Here is a 16,288-nt window from a genome sequence, read left to right as displayed (position 1 = left end):
AAATGTCTTCGATCTGGTCGGAGGTGTTCTGCTCGGAGGGGAGAACCTCGTTCAGCTCGTCATAAGTCACGTAACCGCGCTTCTTGGCGAGCTTGATCATCTTCCGGACGCCAGCGTCCGAAAGGTCCAGCAACGGGCTGTCCGGGGTGTCGCCGTCCTTCTCGGGGGCTTCCGTCGCTTCCGCTGCCTGCTTCGCCATGCGTTTGTGCTCCTCAAGCGCCGCAGACCTGCGTCCCGGCGTGCGACGGCGTCCTTGCGGCACCGCCCTTCGATCGTTCAACCCGGCGCCCCGCGCAGTGGCAGGCGAGAGACGCAAACAGGGCTACGCGCACCACGCGCCCGAAAGACGCGCGGGCGAGCAGCCCGAAGGGACCTTACATCGACCGCCCCGGTCGACCCGACGCGGCGCCGAACCCCTCTACCAAAGCTTCGGTTCCGTCAAGTGCCGCGAGCTGACTTTGTACGTCGAGAAAGCGCGCCCAATTCATTTCCGTGGGCTCTTCCGCCAGGCGTTTCTCGGCTTCTTTCAGTTCCTTAGATAGGGCATGGCCGCGCCGGTGCAAGACCAGCCGCTGGTGCCACCACAACTCCACATCGCTGCGGCCGGCATCGGAAAAGGCCGGCCAGTCGTGCCGGGCCACCGCCATGCGCCCCAGCCGCTCAACCAGCGGCGCCAGTCCCTGCGCCTCCAGCCGCGCGGTCAGCCGCTCCGGCGCTTCGGTGTCGCCGTCCATATGCGCGTCGAGCAAGGCGCGGCGCAGTTCCGCCGCCTCCTTGTTCTGCAGCGCAAGCCCGGCAAGCTCTTCCGCATATTGGTCGATCAGCCAGGAATGGTTGATGAGCGCGAACAGCAGCAGCGCCTCGTTGCGCGGCATTTCCGCCGCGGCCCCGCGCACCAGCGCCGAGCGGCGCATCGCCTCGCCGGCCGGTCGGCCCGGCCCGCCGCGACCGTTGCCCGGCCGGCGCGCGCCCTTTGCGCCGGCACGCCCGGAATAGCCGGAATAGTCATTGGCCGAGCGCCGCCCGCCCTCCCCGCCCCCCGAGGACGGGGCGAACAGGCGGCGGAAGCGCTCCATCAGCTCGGCGCGGTAATGCTTGCGCACCGTCTCGTCGCCGATCACCTTGACGATCTCGCCGATGCGCGCCTCCAGCGCCGCCCGGCGCTCGGGGGTGTCGACGCTCGCGGTCTCGATTTCGCGGGCCCACAGCACATCCGCCAGCGGCCGGGCCTGCGCCAGCACCGCGTCCACCGCCTCGCGCCCGCCAGCGCGCACCAGATCGTCCGGATCCTGCCCCTCGGGCAGCAAGCCGAAGGAGAGGCTGACGCCGGGCTTGAGGTGCGGCAGAGCGAGGTCCATCGCGCGGAAGGCGGCGCGCCGCCCGGCCTTGTCGCCGTCGAACAGCAGCACCGGCTCGGGCGCCATCTTCCACAACAGCGCCAGTTGCTCCTCGGTCAGCGCGGTGCCGAGCGGGGCCACCGCCCCGGCAAAGCCGGCCTCGACCAGGGCGATCACGTCGACATAGCCTTCCGCCGCGATAACGGCGGCGCCGTTATGCGCCGCCGTGCGGGCGTTGAAGGCGTTGTAGAGCAGCGCGCCCTTGTGGAAGAGCGGGGTCTCCGGCGAGTTGAGGTATTTCGCCGGCACGTCCTTCTCCAGCGCCCGCCCGCCAAAGGCAACGACGCGCCCGCGCAGATCGGTGATGGGGAACATCACCCGGTCGCGGAACCGGTCATAGGGAATGGCGATGTCCTCGGCCGAAATCAGCAGCCCGGCCTCGACCATATCTTCCACGGGGACGCCGCGCCCGCCCAGCGCCTCTTTCAGCGCGAAGCGGTCCGGCGGGGCGTAGCCGATTCGGAAGCGCTTCTGCACCGAAGGGCCGAGGCCGCGATCGGCGAGATAGCCCCGCCCCTTGGCACCGGCGCGGCCCTGTAGCGTCGCCTCGAAATACTGCGCGGCGAGTTCCATCACCTCATACAGCGTCTTGCGACGGCTCTCGCGCTTTTCCTCCTCGCGCGACTGCACCGGCATCGGCACGCCAGCCATGGAGGCGAGCCGTTCCACCGCCTCGGGAAAGGGCAGGCCCTCCACCTCCATCAGGAAGTCGAAATGGTCGCCATGCTTGCCGGAGGAGAAGCAGTGGTAGAAGCCCTTCTGGTCGTTGACATAGAAGGAGGGGGTCTTCTCCGGGTTGAACGGCGACAGGCCACGCCATTCGCGCCCCTGCTTCTTCAGCTGCACGCGCTTGCCCACCACCTCCGACACCGGGAGGCGGGCACGTATCTCGTCGAGGAACGAGGGCGGGTAGCGCATGGAGAGGTGAACTCAACCGTTAGGGCGGCCGGAAAGCCTAGCAGCATCAGAGGGCGCCGCGGCAAGAACCGTGCCCACGGTCGGCGCCGTCCCCGCTGTCCCCAGCCTCAGCTCGCTCCCATATAGGCACGCCAAAGCGCCGCCGCGAGGATGCCGAGGGCGATGGCCGGCAGCGCCTGGCGCAAAATCAGCCGGGCGAGAATGGCGACGCCGACCGCGACATAGCCCTCCGGCCCACCGCGCACCGTCGCCGGCACAACGAGGGCCACCAGCACCGCGCCGGCGAGATAGCGCAGGAAATTCTCGGTACGGGCCGACATCGGCACGAAGCCGACGAGGAAAATGCCGCCCGCCCGCGTCGCATAGGTGACGAGCGCCATGGCGAAGACGACGAGCAGCGCCTGCGAGGTGCTCATGAGCGCTTCAGTTCGTCTCGGATGAGGCCGGCCAGCCCGCCGGCGAGGCCGCCCACCATCACATGCCAGTTCGGCGGCAGGAACCACACCGCGCCCATGGCGGCAGCGCCCGCCACCAGCCAGGGCAGATCGTCCACCCGCCCGCGCCGCAGCCCGACCAGCGTGGTGGCGAAGAAGGCCACCAGCACCAGATCGAGCGCGTAGGTCTTCACATCGTCCAGTGTCAGCCCGCCGGCGACCGCGCCGATGATGGTCGCCACCACCCAGGTCACCCACATCAGCAGGCCGCCCCCGACGAGATAGCCGAGATCGCGTTCGCCCCTGCGCTCGGCGGCGATCAGCGCCGCCCAGTTGAGATCGCTCAGCAGCGTCATCGCGCCATAGACCTTCCACGGCGAGAGCCCCCGGCAGAGCGCCCGCAGCGAGGCGCCGAGCAGGATGTGGCGGGCATTGATGGCGAAGGTCGCCACAAGGAGCGGCAGCCACGGCACCGGGCTGGTCCACAGGTCGAGCACCGCGAACTGCGCCGCCCCGGCGAAGACGGCCATGCTCATCAGTGCCGCCAGCCAGCCCTCCAGCCCGGCCCCGCGCGCAGCGATGCCAAAGGCGATGCCGAACACGAAGACCGGCGGCAGCACGGCGACGATCGCCCGTGCCCCGCGTCCGCATCCCGCAAGGGTCAGCGTGGCCGGCGCGGGCGGAGGGGAGGCTGAAGACATGGCACCAACGCGCGCAAGGGGAAGCCGGCCGGGAGGCCGGCTCAGGCGGTGAGCAGCGCCTTGACCGTGCCGCTCGCCTTGCCGAAATCCATCACGCCGGTGTGGCGTTCCTTCAACGCCGCCATGGTGCGGCCCATATCCTTGAGGCCATGGGCACCGATCTCGGCGATGACGGCGGCGATGGCGGCCTGCGCCTCCGCCTCGGTCATCTGCACCGGCAGGAAGGACTGGATGATCACGGTCTCCTCACGCTCCTGCGTGGCGAGGTCGGCGCGACCGGCCTCCTCATAGACCTTTGCCGATTCCTCGCGCTGCTTGATCATCTTGGTCAGCAGCCCGAGCACTTCCTCATCGGAGAGCGGGTCCTTGCCATGGCCGCGCGCTTCGATGTCGCGGTCCTTGATCGCGGCATTGACGAGGCGCAGCGTGCCGAGGCGGCGCTTGTCCTGGGCCTTCATGGCCTCTTTCAGCGAGGTGTTGATGTCGTCGCGCAGCACGTCGGCCAGCCTTCCTGAAATCCGCGAGTCAGCATCTGCGCCCGATTCGGGGCTGCACGCCGCACGCGCCAATGGATGTTTCACCTGCGGGGTTTCGGCCCCCTCCGGCGGTCGCCGCCCGGTCGCGAATGGCGCCGCGCACCGGAGCCGGGCGCAGCCATCCGCAATTCGTGGGCCAGATACGCAGTGTGGAGGCTGGCATCCGGCGCGGCAACGGACTAATTAGGGCACACGATGACAGGGAACAAGATCAATGAACGGTAGCGCTGAACAGCACTCCGGCGATGACGTGTGGGCCGAGCCGCTCGCGACCGCCGTCCTCGTCCTGGCCGATGGCACGGTCCTCGAAGGCTTCGGCCTCGGCGCCACGGGCCACGCGGTGGGCGAAGTTTGCTTCAACACCGCCATGACCGGCTATCAGGAAGTGCTGACCGATCCGTCCTATGCCGGGCAGATCATCACCTTCACCTTCCCCCATATCGGCAATGTCGGCACCAATGAGGAAGACGTGGAAACCGTCTCCATGGCCGGCGCCTCCGGTGTGCGCGGCGTGGTGCTGCATTCCGCCATCACCGACCCGTCGAATTACCGCGCCACACGGCATTTCGACGCCTGGCTGAAGGCGCGCGGCATCATCGCCATTTCCGGCATCGACACCCGGGCGCTGACCGCGCTGATCCGCGACGGCGGCATGCCGAACGCGGTGATCGCCCACGCGCCGAACGGCCAGTTCGACCTCGCCGCGCTGAAGGCGGAAGCGGCCGCGTGGCCGGGGCTGGAGGGCATGGACCTGGTGCCGATGGTCACCACCGCCCAGCGTTTCAACTGGGACGAGACGACCTGGAGCTGGCCGCAGGGCTATGGCCAGCAGACCGCCCCGGCGCACCATGTCGTCGCCGTCGATTACGGCATCAAGCGCAACATTCTGCGCCTGCTCGCCCGCGCCGGCTGCAAGGTGACGGTGGTGCCCGCCACCGCCACGGCGGAGGAGATCCTGGCGCTGCAGCCGGACGGCGTGTTCCTCTCCAACGGCCCCGGCGATCCGGCGGCAACGGGGGAATATGCGGTGCCGGTCATCCGCGAGATCATCGATCGCGGCGTGCCGACCTTCGGCATCTGCCTCGGCCACCAGATGATCGGACTCGCCGTCGGCGGGCGGACGGTGAAGATGCACCAGGGCCACCATGGCGCGAACCACCCGGTCAAGGACATGACCACCGGCAAGGTCGAGATCACCTCGATGAATCACGGCTTCGCCGTCGACCGCGACAGCCTGCCGGCCAGCGCCACCGAAACCCATGTCTCGCTGTTCGATGGCTCCAATGCCGGCATTGCGCTGACCGACAAGCCAGTGTTCTCGGTGCAGTACCACCCGGAAGCCAGCCCCGGCCCGCAGGACAGCCATTATCTGTTCGACCGCTTCGTCGAGCTGATCGCCAAGAACAAGGCGGCGTGACACGCCGCCCGCGCAGACCCTCGCCGGCCGCCGCGCCGGTGAGGGTCATTGCGCTGGCATCAGGGCCTGTCACCATGCGGGCGGCGCGGGAGCCCGGCGGCGGCCCTGCCCGCGCCGCGCGCGGCCGGATGGCGACGCGCCAAAGGGCCGCCGCGTTCGGGAGCCCGCCATGAAGACCGCCCTCCTCCTCGCCTCGCTCAGCCTTTCCGTCCTCGCCACGGGCGCGGCCCGCGCCGACAGCCCGCCCAACCTCACCGGCACCTGGCAGCTCGCCGACGAGGACTTCGCCGCCGCCCGCGTCGGCACCAGCAACAAATATTTCGACGACCTGCCCAAGCCGACCTTCGGCACGCCCGCCCAGGCCTTCGTCTACACCATCGACGCGCAGGAAGGCCGCGCCTTCCACGGCCACGCCACCGGGCCGCAGGGCAAGAGCGAAGCGCTGGTCGGCGTCATCCGCTTCGACAACCGCGAAATCCTGATGTCCGGTGACAGCGGGACAGTGCAGGGCCGCCTTGTCGACGACAAGCTCGAACTGTGCTGGGTCGACGCGCTGCCGACCTGGAACGCGGTGTCCTGCGGTCTGTTCAAAAAGGCGAAGTGAGCCCGCTCGCCCAAGCGCGCCGCCCCGTTCCGGCGGGGCGGAACAGCCGACGGTATTTTTGGTGGGTTGATACGATCAAACAGGGAACATAAAGTGAACGTGGGAGGAATTCCACGTGGATGACACTCTGAAGACCAAGCTCGGCATCCTCGCCGACGCCGCGAAATACGATGCCTCCTGCGCCTCTTCGGGCGCGCGCGGGCGCAAGGCGGAGAAGGACGGCATCGGCTCGACCACCGGCATGGGCATCTGCCATTCCTACACGCCGGACGGGCGCTGCGTGTCGCTGCTGAAAATCCTTCTGACCAATTACTGCCTGTTCGACTGCGCCTATTGCATCAACCGGCGCTCCTCCAATGTGCGGCGGGCGCGGTTCAGCGTCGAGGAAGTGGTGGCGATCACGCTCGGCTTCTACAAGCGCAATTACATAGAGGGCCTGTTCCTCTCCTCCGGCATCATCCGCTCGCCCGATTACACGATGGAGCAGATGATGCTCGTCGCCCGCCGGCTGCGGCAGGACCATGGATTCGCCGGCTATATCCACCTCAAGGCCATTCCCGAGGCCAGCCCCTGGCTGGTGGAGCAGGCCGGGCTGTGGGCGGACCGGCTCTCGGTCAATGTCGAACTCGCCTCCGACATCAGCCTGAAGGCGCTGGCGCCGGAAAAGGACGCGCCCGGCATCAAGGCGACGATGGGCCAGATGCAGGAGCGCATCACCGAGGCGCGCGCGGAAAAGCGCCGCTTCGCTCCCGCCGGCCAGAGCACGCAGATGATCATCGGCGCCGACGCCACCACCGATGCGGCGGTGCTGGAGACCAGCGCCGGCCTCTATGGCGGCTATGGCCTCAAGCGCGTCTATTACTCCGCCTTCAGCGCCATTCCCGAGGCCAGCCGCGTTCTGCCGGTGAAGGCCGCGCCGCTCCGCCGCGAGCACCGGCTCTACCAGGCGGACTGGCTGCTGCGCTTCTACGGCTTCTCCGTCGACGAGATCGCCGCGGGCGGTGCGGGCGGCATGCTCGATCTCGACATCGACCCCAAACTCGCCTGGGCGCTGAAGCACCGCGAGCAGTTTCCGGTGGATGTGAACGCCGCCGACCGCGAGGCGCTGCTGCGCGTGCCCGGTCTCGGCGCCCGCGCGGTGGAGCGCATCCTCCGCGCCCGGCGCCAGACAAGGCTGACGCTCGACGATATCGCGCGCGTCAGTACGGGCGTGAGACGGGCGCGCGCCTTCCTCATCACCGCCGACCATCACCCGCTCAAACTCACCGACCGCGCCGATCTGCGCGCCCGCCTCGCCGCGCCGGCGCGCCAGCTGGAGCTGTTCGCGTGAGCGTGGCGGCGGCGCGCGGCACGCCGGGCGACATTCGCGAGGTGGCGCTGCGCTTCGGCGCCGACCGCGCCGGATTCCGTGCGGCCGTGCGGGCGCTGGTGGTGGCAGAGGTGCCGCCGGCGCACGTGGTGTGGCGGATGGCGGGGCCGGGCGAGCCGGCCATGGAGGCCGGCGGCACCGACCTGTTCGGCACCCCTGGGCCGGCGATCACGCCAGCCGAGGCGCCGGGAATGGCGTCCGGCGGCGCGCCGGCCCTCTCCCTGCCACGCGCCGTCGCGACGCTGGCCGATCTCGTGCTCTGCCACCGCGATCCCGCGCGCTTCGCCCTGCTCTACGCGCTGATCTGGCGCGTGACGCAGGGCGAGCGGCAGCTGGCCGACAACCCGGCCGACCCGCTGGTGCATCGTCTCGGGCGGATGGCGAAGGCGGTGCGCCGCGACATTCACAAGATGCACGCCTTCGTGCGCTTCAAGGCGCTGGGCACGGAGAACGGGCGCGAGCGCTACCTCGCCTGGTTTGAGCCGGAGCATTTCATTCTGGAGGCCGCCGCGCCGTTCTTCCGCACCCGCTTTCCCGCCATGGACTGGGCGATTCTCACGCCGCACGGCACGGTCGGCTGGAAAGACCACACGCTCGCCTTCGGCCCGCCCGCAAGCCGTCCCACTCTGCCGGAGGGCGACGGCTTCGAGGAAGGCTGGCTCGCCTATTACGCCAGCGCCTTCAACCCGGCTCGCGCCAACCCGTCGATGATGAGGACCGAGATGCCGAAGAAATACTGGCCGAATCTCCCGGAAGCGCGGCTGATCCCCGGCCTTCTTGAGAGCGCCCCCGCCCGCGTCGCCGAGATGCTGGCGCGCGAGGCCGCCGCGCCGCGCAAGCGCGACCCGCAAAGGGCGGTGGCGGCGATGGCGCAGCAGGCGCCAAGCAGCCTTGAGGCATTGAACGCCCTCATCACCGCCTCGCCCGCTTTCGTCGCCGGCGGCACCCGTGCCGTGCTCGGCGAAGGGCCGCTCCACCCGCGGCTCGCTTTGGTGGGCGAGCAACCGGGCGACCAGGAGGACGAGGAAGGGCGCCCCTTTGTCGGCCCGGCCGGGCAATTGCTGATGAAGGCGATGGCCGAGGCGGGGCTCAGCCGCGACGCGGTCTATCTCACCAATGCGGTGAAGCACTTCAAATTCGTGCCACGCGGCACGCGCCGCCTGCACCAGAAGCCGACCGCCGGCGAGGTGAAGCACTATCGCTGGTGGCTGGAGAAGGAGCTGGATTTCGTCCGCCCGCGCCTCGTCGTCGCGCTCGGCGGCACGGCGGCGCTGGCGCTGACCGGCACGGCGCTGGCGGTGACGCGCGAGCGCGGCCCCCACCGGTTGGGCGCGCATGAAGGCTATCTCACCTTCCACCCCTCCTATTTGCTGCGCCTGCCGGAGGAGGCTGCGCGCCGCGAGGCTTATTCCGCCTTCGTCGCCGATCTCGCGGCGGCGAAGGCGCTGGCGGAGGCGGCGTGAGCGGGGAACCGGGTGGCGCGGCAGGCGGTTGAGCCTGGCCAGACCGGAGAACGCCATGACCGTCCCCGAAGCCCGCCTGTTCCCGCCTTCCGGCGGCGTGCCGAACAATCCGACGCTTCCGGTCCTGATCTATCGCGCCGCCCTGCCCGCCAATGCCGACGAGATCGAGCGGCGCCTCACCGCCAATGGCTGGGACTGCCGCTGGCGGGACGGCGTGTTCGACTTCCACCACTTTCATTCCACCGCGCATGAGACTCTGGCCCTCGCCCGCGGATCGGCGCGTCTTCTCATTGGCGGCGAAAGAGGGGCGGAACTGGAGCTGACGGCCGGCGATGTGCTGGTGCTGCCCGCCGGCACCGGCCATAAGCGGATTTCCGCCAGCCCCGATCTCGTGATCGTCGGCGCCTACCCGCCGGGGCAGGATTACGCGATCGAAAAGCCCGACGCCGCCGCGCTCGGCCGCGCGCGCGATGCTGTTGCGCAGGTGCCCCTGCCGGCCGGCGATCCGGTCGAGGGGACGCAGGGGCCGCTCACGCGTCTGTGGAAGGGATGAGAGCCGCGCGCGGCGCGCAGGGCTACCTTCCGACTCAACTCTTCCCCCCCGAGGGAATCTGGTTTAAGGGAAGCCCCCAATTGCGGGGCGTGACCTCGCCCAGAAAGTTCAATCCGGGTCCGCCCAAGGACGCGTCGCACAACGCGTCCTTTTTCGTGCGCCCGGACCAATGCGCGAGCCGCACGGGATCCGATGCCGAAACGCACAGATATCTCCACCATCCTCATCATCGGCGCCGGCCCCATTGTCATCGGGCAGGCCTGCGAGTTCGATTACTCCGGCACCCAGGCGTGCAAGACGCTGAAGGCCGAGGGCTATCGCGTCGTGCTGGTCAACTCCAATCCGGCGACGATCATGACGGACCCGGATCTGGCCGACGCCACCTATATCGAGCCGATCACCCCGGAGATCGTCGCCAAGATCATCGCCAAGGAACGCCACGCGATCTCCGGCGGCTTCGCCCTGCTGCCGACCATGGGCGGCCAGACCGCGCTGAACTGCGCGCTGTCGCTGCGCAAGATGGGCGTGCTCGACGAATATGATGTCGAGATGATCGGCGCCACCGCCGAGGCCATCGACAAGGCCGAGGATCGCGAGTTGTTCCGCGACGCGATGACCAAGATCGGTCTCGACACGCCGCGCTCGCGCCAGATCAAGACCCTGCCGCAGGCGCTGGAAGCGCTGGAAGAAGTCGGCCTGCCGGCCATCATCCGCCCGAGCTTCACCATGGGCGGGCTCGGCGGCGGCATCGCCTACAACAAGTCGGAATATATCGAGATCATCGAGCGCGGCATCGACGCCTCCCCCACGAATGAAGTGCTGGTGGAAGAGAGCGTGCTGGGCTGGAAGGAGTATGAGATGGAGGTCGTCCGCGACAAGGCGGACAACTGCATCATCGTCTGCTCCATCGAGAATATCGACCCGATGGGCGTCCATACCGGCGACTCCATCACCGTCGCCCCGGCGCTGACGCTGACCGACAAGGAATATCAGCGCATGCGCGACGCCTCGCTCGCCGTGCTGCGCGAGATCGGCGTCGAGACCGGCGGCTCGAACGTGCAGTTCGCGATCGATCCGGAAACCGGCCGGATGATCGTCATCGAGATGAATCCGCGCGTCTCGCGCTCATCGGCGCTGGCCTCCAAGGCGACGGGCTTCCCCATCGCCAAGGTCGCCGCGCGCCTCGCCGTCGGCTACACGCTGGACGAGATCGCCAACGACATCACCGGCGGCGCCACCCCGGCCTCGTTCGAGCCGACCATCGACTATGTCGTCACCAAGATTCCGCGCTTCGCCTTCGAGAAGTTCCCCGGCGCCGAGCCGACCCTGACCACCTCGATGAAGTCGGTCGGCGAGGCGATGGCGATCGGCCGCACCTTCCAGGAATCGCTGCAGAAGGCGCTGCGCTCGCTGGAAACCGGCCTCACCGGGCTCGACGAGATCGAGATCGAGGGCCTTGGCCTCGGCGACGACAAGAACGCGGTGCGCGCCGCGCTCGGCACCCCGACCCCGGACCGGCTGCTCAAGGTGGCGCAGGCCATGCGCCTCGGCCTCGACGACGCCGCCATCCATGCCGGCTGCAAGATCGACCCGTGGTTCCTCGAACAGATCCGCGAGATCGTCGACACCGAGGCCAAGGTGCGCGCGCACGGGCTGCCAAAGACGGCGGGCGCCTTCCGCCGGCTCAAGGCCATGGGCTTCTCGGATTCGCGCCTCGCCGGCCTCGCCCGCCTTACCGAGGCCGAGGTGTCGGCACGCCGCCGGGCGCTCGATGTGCGCCCGGTCTATAAGCGCATCGACACCTGCGCCGCCGAATTCGCCGCGCCCACCGCCTATATGTACTCGTCCTACGAGATGCCCTTCGCCGGCGTCCCGGCCGACGAGTCGCGACCCTCGAACGCCAAGAAGGTCGCCATTCTCGGCGGCGGGCCGAACCGCATCGGCCAGGGCATCGAGTTCGACTATTGCTGCTGCCACGCCGCCTTCGCGCTGAAGGATGCGGGCTATGAGACCATCATGGTCAACTGCAACCCGGAGACCGTGTCGACCGACTACGACACCTCCGACCGGCTCTATTTCGAGCCGCTGACCGCGGAAGACGTGATCGAGATCCTGGAGCGCGAGCGCTCCGCCGGCACGCTGCACGGCGTCATCGTGCAGTTCGGCGGCCAGACCCCTCTCAAGCTCGCCCGCGCGCTGGAAGAGGCGGAGATTCCGATCCTCGGCACCTCGCCGGAAGCGATCGACCTCGCCGAGGACCGCGACCGCTTCAAGAGCCTGCTCGACAAGCTGAAGCTGCGCCAGCCGGCCAACGGCATCGCCTATTCCGTGGAGCAGGCCCGGCTGGTGACGGCCGAGCTCGGCTACCCCCTCGTCGTGCGCCCCTCCTATGTGCTGGGCGGGCGGGCGATGCAGATCATCCATGAGGAGAGCCAGCTCGGCGACTACCTCCTGGAGACGCTGCCGGGGCTGGTGCCGAACGACATCAAGGCGCGCTACCCCAACGACAAGACCGGGCAGATCAACACGCTGCTGGGCAAGAACCCGCTGCTGTTCGACCGCTACCTCTCCGACGCCATTGAGGTGGATGTCGACTGCCTCGCCGACGGCAAGGACACCTTCATCTGCGGAATCATGGAGCATATCGAGGAAGCCGGCATCCATTCCGGCGACTCGGCCTGCTCGCTGCCGCCCTATTCGCTCAGCGCCGAGACCATCGCGGAGCTGGAAGCCCAGACCCGCAAGATGGCGCTGGCGCTTGAGGTCGGCGGCCTGATGAACGTTCAGTACGCCATCAAGGACGGCAAGATCTTCGTGCTGGAGGTCAACCCGCGCGCCTCGCGCACCGTGCCTTTCGTCGCCAAGGTGGTGGGCCAGCCCATCGCCAAGATCGCGGCCCGCGTCATGGCCGGCGAGGCGCTCGCCTCCTTCGGTCTCAAGCCCTTCGCCGGCGACCATGTGGCGGTGAAGGAGGCGGTGTTCCCCTTCGCCCGCTTCCCAGGCGTCGACACGGTGCTCGGCCCGGAAATGCGCTCCACCGGCGAGGTGATGGGGCTCGACCGCTCCTTCGCCGTCGCCTTCGCCAAGAGCCAGCTTGGCGGCGGCACCAAGGTGCCGACCTCGGGCACGGTGTTCATCTCCGTGCGCGAGGCCGACAAGGCGCGCATCCTCGATACGGCGCGGCTTCTGGTCTCGCTCGGCTTCAAGGTGATCGCCACGTCAGGCACACAGCGCTTCCTCGCGGAAAACGGCGTGCCCAGCACCAAGATCAACAAGGTGCTGGAAGGACGGCCGCATATCGTCGATTCCATCAAGAATGGCGGGGTGCAGCTCGTGTTCAACACGACCGAGGGCGCGCAGGCGCTCGCGGACTCGCGTTCGCTGCGCCGCGCGGCCCTCTTGCATAAAGTGCCGTACTACACCACGCTATCGGGAGCGATCGCGGCGGCGCGCGGAATCAAGGCCTATATTGGCGGCGATCTGGAAGTGCGCGCCCTGCAGGACTACTTCTAACCCGGACCGGGCCCGATGGCGCCTCGCGGCGCCTCGGGTTCACGGCAGACCGGACCAAGCCCGCGCGGGCGTTTCATTGAGGCAGATGGCCCCGATGGAGCACCCGCGGGGGCTTCCTTTGCTTTTGGGAGGTCAAGAACAGACCAATGGACAAGATTCCGATGACCGCCGGCGGCCACGCCGCGCTGGAAGAAGAACTCAAGCGCCGCCAGCAGGTGGATCGTCCCCGCATCATCGAGGCGATCTCGGAAGCGCGCGCCCATGGCGACCTGTCCGAGAATGCGGAGTACCACGCCGCCAAGGAGCAGCAGGCGCTCAATGAGGGCCGCATCGCCGAGCTGGAAGACAAGCTGTCGCGCGCCGAGATCATCGATGTCGCCAAGCTCACCGGCGACACGGTGATGTTCGGCGCCACGGTCAAGCTCATTGACGAGGACACCGAGGAAGAGCGCGTGTGGCAGATCGTCGGCGACATGGAAGCCGACGCCAAGGCCGGGCGCATCTCCATTTCCTCGCCCATGGCCCGTGCGCTGATCGGCAAGAAGCTCGGCACGTCGGTGGAAGTGGTGACGCCCAAGGGCGCCCGCTCCTACGAGATCGCCGCCGTCCGCTTCGCCTGATCGCGGACAAGGCCTGACATGACGGAGAAGGCGGCGATCGAACCGGCACGGCTCGAAGTCGTGGCGCCGAATTTCAAGCGCCGCCTCTCCGGTGTCACCTCCACCCTTGAGCGCGTCCTGCCCTATCAGGCGCGCGAGGTTCCCATCGCGGCCTTCGGCCCGGGCCTCGCGGCGCATGTGCCGCGCATCGGCCTCGGCATGTTCCGGCACTTCTGGGGCCGGCCGGCGCGCCGGCCCTGTCGCATCTGGCACGCCCGCCGCAATGTCGAAATGCTCGGCGGCGTGGTGCTGCGCGATGTGCTGCGGATGCGGCTGGCGCTTGTCTTCACCTCCGCCTCGCAGCGCCGGCACACGCGCTGGAGCCGCTTCCTCATCGCCCGCATGGACGCGGTGATCTCGACGTCGGCCAAGACCGCCGACTATCTCAAGCGGCCCTCGACCGTCATCCACCACGGCATCGACATGGGCAGCTTCGCCCCCGCGCCCGACAAGGCGGCGGCACGGCGCGCGGTGGGCCTGCCTGAGAACCTCAACATGATCGGCTGCTTCGGCCGCATCCGCGCGCAGAAGGGCACCGACGTGTTCGTCGACGCGCTGATCCGCGTGCTGCCCGACCATCCCGGCTGGGGCGGCGTGGTGCTGGGGCGGGCAACGGCCGCGCATACCGCCTTCTTCGCCGAGCAACGCGCCAAGGTGGAGAAGGCCGGCCTCACGGAGCGCATCCTCTTCCCCGGCGAGGTCGCCACCTCGGACATCGCCCGCTGGTACCGCGCGCTCGACCTCTATGTCGCGCCCCAGCGCTGGGAAGGTTTTGGCGTCACCCCGCTGGAAGCGATGGCCTGCGCCGTGCCGGTCGTCGCCACCCGCGTCGGCGCCTTCGAGGAGCTGGTGGTGGAAGGCCGCACCGGCGCCATCATCCCGCCCGGCGATGTCGCCGCCATGGCCGAGGCGGTATGCGCCTTCGTGCAGCGGGACGACACCAGCCGCGCAGAGATGGCCGAGGCATCCCGCCGCCATGTCGTCGACAACCACTCGATCGAGACCGAGGCGCGGCGGATCAATGCCGTCTATGACGAGGTCTGGTCGCGGTTCTGAGCCAGCCCGAGCACCGGGGCGATGATGGCGGCGATCGCGCCGCGCACATCGAGCGTCGGCGGTTCCAGCGAGACCAGCGTGCGGGCGAACTGGTCCGCCTTCACCGTGCCGAGCGGCAGGATGGCGAGGCTCGGCGCGAAAGACGGCGCGGCCCAACTCTTCGCCGCCCAAGCGGAAATCGCCTCGCTGGCATAGCCGTCATGCACCTTGGCCGAGCGCAGGCCGATCACCGGCCGCTGCGCCGTGAGCCCTTCCACCAGCATGCTCATGGAATCTTCCGTCACCGCCACCGCATCGGCACCGAACAGCGCCCGCACCGAGCCCGGCCCGGCGGTGCGGTAGTCGATGAACTCGGCCAGAACGCCCTCCCCCGCCAGTGCCGCGAGGCGCACGCCGACCTCGTCCGGCGTGCGGCGCGAGGTGGTCACCCGCCAGCGCACGCCATACTCGCACGCCACGTCGCGCACAAGGCGCAGCAGCGCGTCCCACTCGCCCTCGGGCCATTCCTTGCGATAGGCGGTGCCGCCGACCAGCAGCGCGATCTCCGCGCCCTTCAGGTCGGCAAGCGTCGAAAGCCGGCGCGGGGTGGGATAGTCGGCGGGATCGACGATGGAGGGGATCGGCGCCCAGGCGGAACGCGGATTGCCGGCGGCGCGCGGCGAGGCGACGATCATCAGGCTGACCTCGCGGGTGTCATAGCCGCCAATGCCGCCGGAATAGACGAAGGGCACGCCGCCGAAGAACCGGCTCAGCAGAATGCCGGCGGCGATGGTCGGCCGGCCGGAACCGACGAGGACATCCGGCTTTTCCAGGTTCGACGCTTCAATGGCATACATGGAGCGCAGCCATCTGCCGGCGTCGCGGCCATAGCGGCGCATGACGAATTTGCGCACATCGTCATGCGCGAACCAGGTGGGGCGGATGTCGAGCCGCGTCACCTCGGTGGGCGCGAGCCGCCCGATGGCCAGCGCGACACCTTCCGCCTGGTTGAAATGACCCGGCTTCTTGTCGCGCAGGACCAGCAGCTTCACCGGGCGCCCCCGCGCGGCTTGGTGCCGAACAGCTTGCGATGCGCGGTGCGCGTCAGCTTCTGCGTGCGGTAGATCACCCGCTCGCGCGCCCGCACCGCAAGGCCGGTGAGCCCCCTCACCTCGCCGTCCCAGGTCTTGAAGGCGATACGGGCGCGGCGGTGGATCGGCATTTCGCGAATGGTGGGGAAATGCGGCTTTAGCCGCGCCAGCCACCACGCCGCGCCGTGCTGCGACACATGGGCGTTGCGCCCGTCGGACAGCAGCATCTTGGCCGGGCCGGTATCGATGACGAACAGGGCCTGCCTTGCGGTCGCGGCGATGGAGGCCAGCACGGCGTCGATTTCCTCGTCCGGTATGTGCTCCATCACATCGACATTCACCGCCAGTTCCACCCGCTTGTTCGGCAGGGTGGAAATGGCGGGAATGGCGGGGTCATAGCGGTGGATCTCGCCGATCCCCGCCTTGGCGGCGATGAGAAAGGCGAGGTTGCTCTGCCCGCAGCCGAAATCGATCAGCGAGGCGGGTTTCAGCGCCATGATGTGCGGCAGCATGTCCGCCAGCGCATGCCGCGCCGTGGCGCCGTAGCGGTGGCGGGCGTGGAGCTTCGCATATTCGTCGACGAGGCTGTGTGCCATCC

The 16,288-nt window shown here is 68.8% G+C and carries 15 protein-coding genes; 8 read left to right on the top strand and 7 right to left on the bottom strand.

The annotated features are described in order from the left end of the window. From ACP2AH_RS09270 to ACP2AH_RS09250, 5 genes are all read right to left on the bottom strand, one after another. Positions 1-199: RNA polymerase sigma factor region1.1 domain-containing protein (locus ACP2AH_RS09270; protein WP_425105533.1), on the bottom strand; the 199-nt coding region annotated here is incomplete at its 3' end. 175 nt (positions 200-374) lie between these two features. Next, a complete protein-coding gene (gene dnaG / locus ACP2AH_RS09265; protein WP_425105532.1) occupies positions 375-2,315 on the bottom strand; it encodes a DNA primase in 1,941 nt (646 codons plus the stop codon). A 107-nt stretch (positions 2,316-2,422) separates the two neighbouring features. Further along, a complete protein-coding gene (locus ACP2AH_RS09260; RefSeq protein WP_425105531.1) occupies positions 2,423-2,731 on the bottom strand; it encodes an AzlD family protein in 309 nt (102 codons plus the stop codon). Then, complete coding sequence (locus ACP2AH_RS09255; protein WP_425105530.1) at positions 2,728-3,450, bottom strand: AzlC family ABC transporter permease; 723 nt, start codon at positions 3,448-3,450, stop codon at positions 2,728-2,730. Before ACP2AH_RS09255 ends, ACP2AH_RS09260 begins: the two co-directional genes overlap by 4 nt. Positions 3,451-3,491: 41 nt before the next feature. Then, positions 3,492-3,947 carry a GatB/YqeY domain-containing protein gene (locus tag ACP2AH_RS09250; protein ID WP_425105529.1) on the bottom strand — a complete coding sequence of 152 codons (456 nt, stop codon included), beginning with the start codon at positions 3,945-3,947 and terminating at the stop codon, positions 3,492-3,494. A gap of 253 nt (positions 3,948-4,200) precedes the next feature. Here ACP2AH_RS09250 and carA point away from each other — a divergent pair, with 253 nt between their 5' ends. From carA to ACP2AH_RS09210, 8 genes are all read left to right on the top strand, one after another. Beyond that, entirely contained in the window at positions 4,201-5,403 is a 1,203-nt protein-coding gene (gene carA / locus ACP2AH_RS09245) for a glutamine-hydrolyzing carbamoyl-phosphate synthase small subunit (RefSeq protein WP_421700349.1), read from the top strand. Between the two features lie 169 nt (positions 5,404-5,572). Next, entirely contained in the window at positions 5,573-6,007 is a 435-nt protein-coding gene (locus ACP2AH_RS09240; protein WP_425105528.1) for a hypothetical protein, read from the top strand. Between the two features lie 115 nt (positions 6,008-6,122). Beyond that, the gene (locus ACP2AH_RS09235; protein WP_425105527.1) at positions 6,123-7,337 is read left to right on the top strand and encodes a putative DNA modification/repair radical SAM protein; all 1,215 of its coding nucleotides are present in this window, start codon (positions 6,123-6,125) and stop codon (positions 7,335-7,337) included. After that, the gene (locus ACP2AH_RS09230; RefSeq protein ID WP_425105526.1) at positions 7,334-8,839 is read left to right on the top strand and encodes a UdgX family uracil-DNA binding protein; all 1,506 of its coding nucleotides are present in this window, start codon (positions 7,334-7,336) and stop codon (positions 8,837-8,839) included. The genes ACP2AH_RS09235 and ACP2AH_RS09230 overlap by 4 nt, the downstream gene beginning before the upstream one ends. A gap of 55 nt (positions 8,840-8,894) precedes the next feature. Then, positions 8,895-9,392 carry a cupin gene (locus ACP2AH_RS09225; RefSeq protein ID WP_425105525.1) on the top strand — a complete coding sequence of 166 codons (498 nt, stop codon included), beginning with the start codon at positions 8,895-8,897 and terminating at the stop codon, positions 9,390-9,392. Between the two features lie 192 nt (positions 9,393-9,584). Further along, on the top strand, positions 9,585-12,905 hold the full coding sequence (gene carB / locus ACP2AH_RS09220) for a carbamoyl-phosphate synthase large subunit (RefSeq protein ID WP_425105524.1): 3,321 nt from the start codon (positions 9,585-9,587) through the stop codon (positions 12,903-12,905). 146 nt (positions 12,906-13,051) lie between these two features. Then, complete coding sequence (greA, locus tag ACP2AH_RS09215) at positions 13,052-13,525, top strand: transcription elongation factor GreA (RefSeq protein WP_371346845.1); 474 nt, start codon at positions 13,052-13,054, stop codon at positions 13,523-13,525. An 18-nt stretch (positions 13,526-13,543) separates the two neighbouring features. Continuing rightward, a complete protein-coding gene (locus ACP2AH_RS09210; RefSeq protein WP_425105523.1) occupies positions 13,544-14,620 on the top strand; it encodes a glycosyltransferase family 4 protein in 1,077 nt (358 codons plus the stop codon). Here ACP2AH_RS09210 and ACP2AH_RS09205 read toward each other — a convergent pair. After that, complete coding sequence (locus ACP2AH_RS09205) at positions 14,593-15,651, bottom strand: ELM1/GtrOC1 family putative glycosyltransferase (protein ID WP_425105522.1); 1,059 nt, start codon at positions 15,649-15,651, stop codon at positions 14,593-14,595. The two genes, ACP2AH_RS09210 and ACP2AH_RS09205, sit on opposite strands and share 28 nt — an antisense overlap. Next, entirely contained in the window at positions 15,648-16,286 is a 639-nt protein-coding gene (locus ACP2AH_RS09200; protein WP_425105521.1) for a methyltransferase domain-containing protein, read from the bottom strand. The genes ACP2AH_RS09205 and ACP2AH_RS09200 overlap by 4 nt, the downstream gene beginning before the upstream one ends. Positions 16,287-16,288: the final 2 nt, after the last annotated feature.

Origin of the sequence: Ancylobacter sp. (assembly GCF_965249975.1) — a bacterium.
Lineage (GTDB): Bacteria > Pseudomonadota > Alphaproteobacteria > Rhizobiales > Xanthobacteraceae > Ancylobacter.
The sequence above is the reverse complement of the archived record's forward strand: the minus strand, read 5'-3'. Positions and strand labels throughout refer to the sequence as shown.

Coding starts and splice junctions, on each gene's coding strand:
- dnaG (WP_425105532.1), bottom strand. CDS start 2,315: ATGCGCTACCCGCCCTCGTTCCTCGACGAGATACGTGCCCGCCTCCCG.
- ACP2AH_RS09260 (WP_425105531.1), bottom strand. CDS start 2,731: ATGAGCACCTCGCAGGCGCTGCTCGTCGTCTTCGCCATGGCGCTCGTC.
- ACP2AH_RS09255 (WP_425105530.1), bottom strand. CDS start 3,450: ATGTCTTCAGCCTCCCCTCCGCCCGCGCCGGCCACGCTGACCCTTGCG.
- carA (WP_421700349.1), top strand. CDS start 4,201: ATGAACGGTAGCGCTGAACAGCACTCCGGCGATGACGTGTGGGCCGAG.
- ACP2AH_RS09240 (WP_425105528.1), top strand. CDS start 5,573: ATGAAGACCGCCCTCCTCCTCGCCTCGCTCAGCCTTTCCGTCCTCGCC.
- ACP2AH_RS09225 (WP_425105525.1), top strand. CDS start 8,895: ATGACCGTCCCCGAAGCCCGCCTGTTCCCGCCTTCCGGCGGCGTGCCG.
- carB (WP_425105524.1), top strand. CDS start 9,585: ATGCCGAAACGCACAGATATCTCCACCATCCTCATCATCGGCGCCGGC.
- greA (WP_371346845.1), top strand. CDS start 13,052: ATGGACAAGATTCCGATGACCGCCGGCGGCCACGCCGCGCTGGAAGAA.
- ACP2AH_RS09210 (WP_425105523.1), top strand. CDS start 13,544: ATGACGGAGAAGGCGGCGATCGAACCGGCACGGCTCGAAGTCGTGGCG.
- ACP2AH_RS09200 (WP_425105521.1), bottom strand. CDS start 16,286: ATGGCACACAGCCTCGTCGACGAATATGCGAAGCTCCACGCCCGCCAC.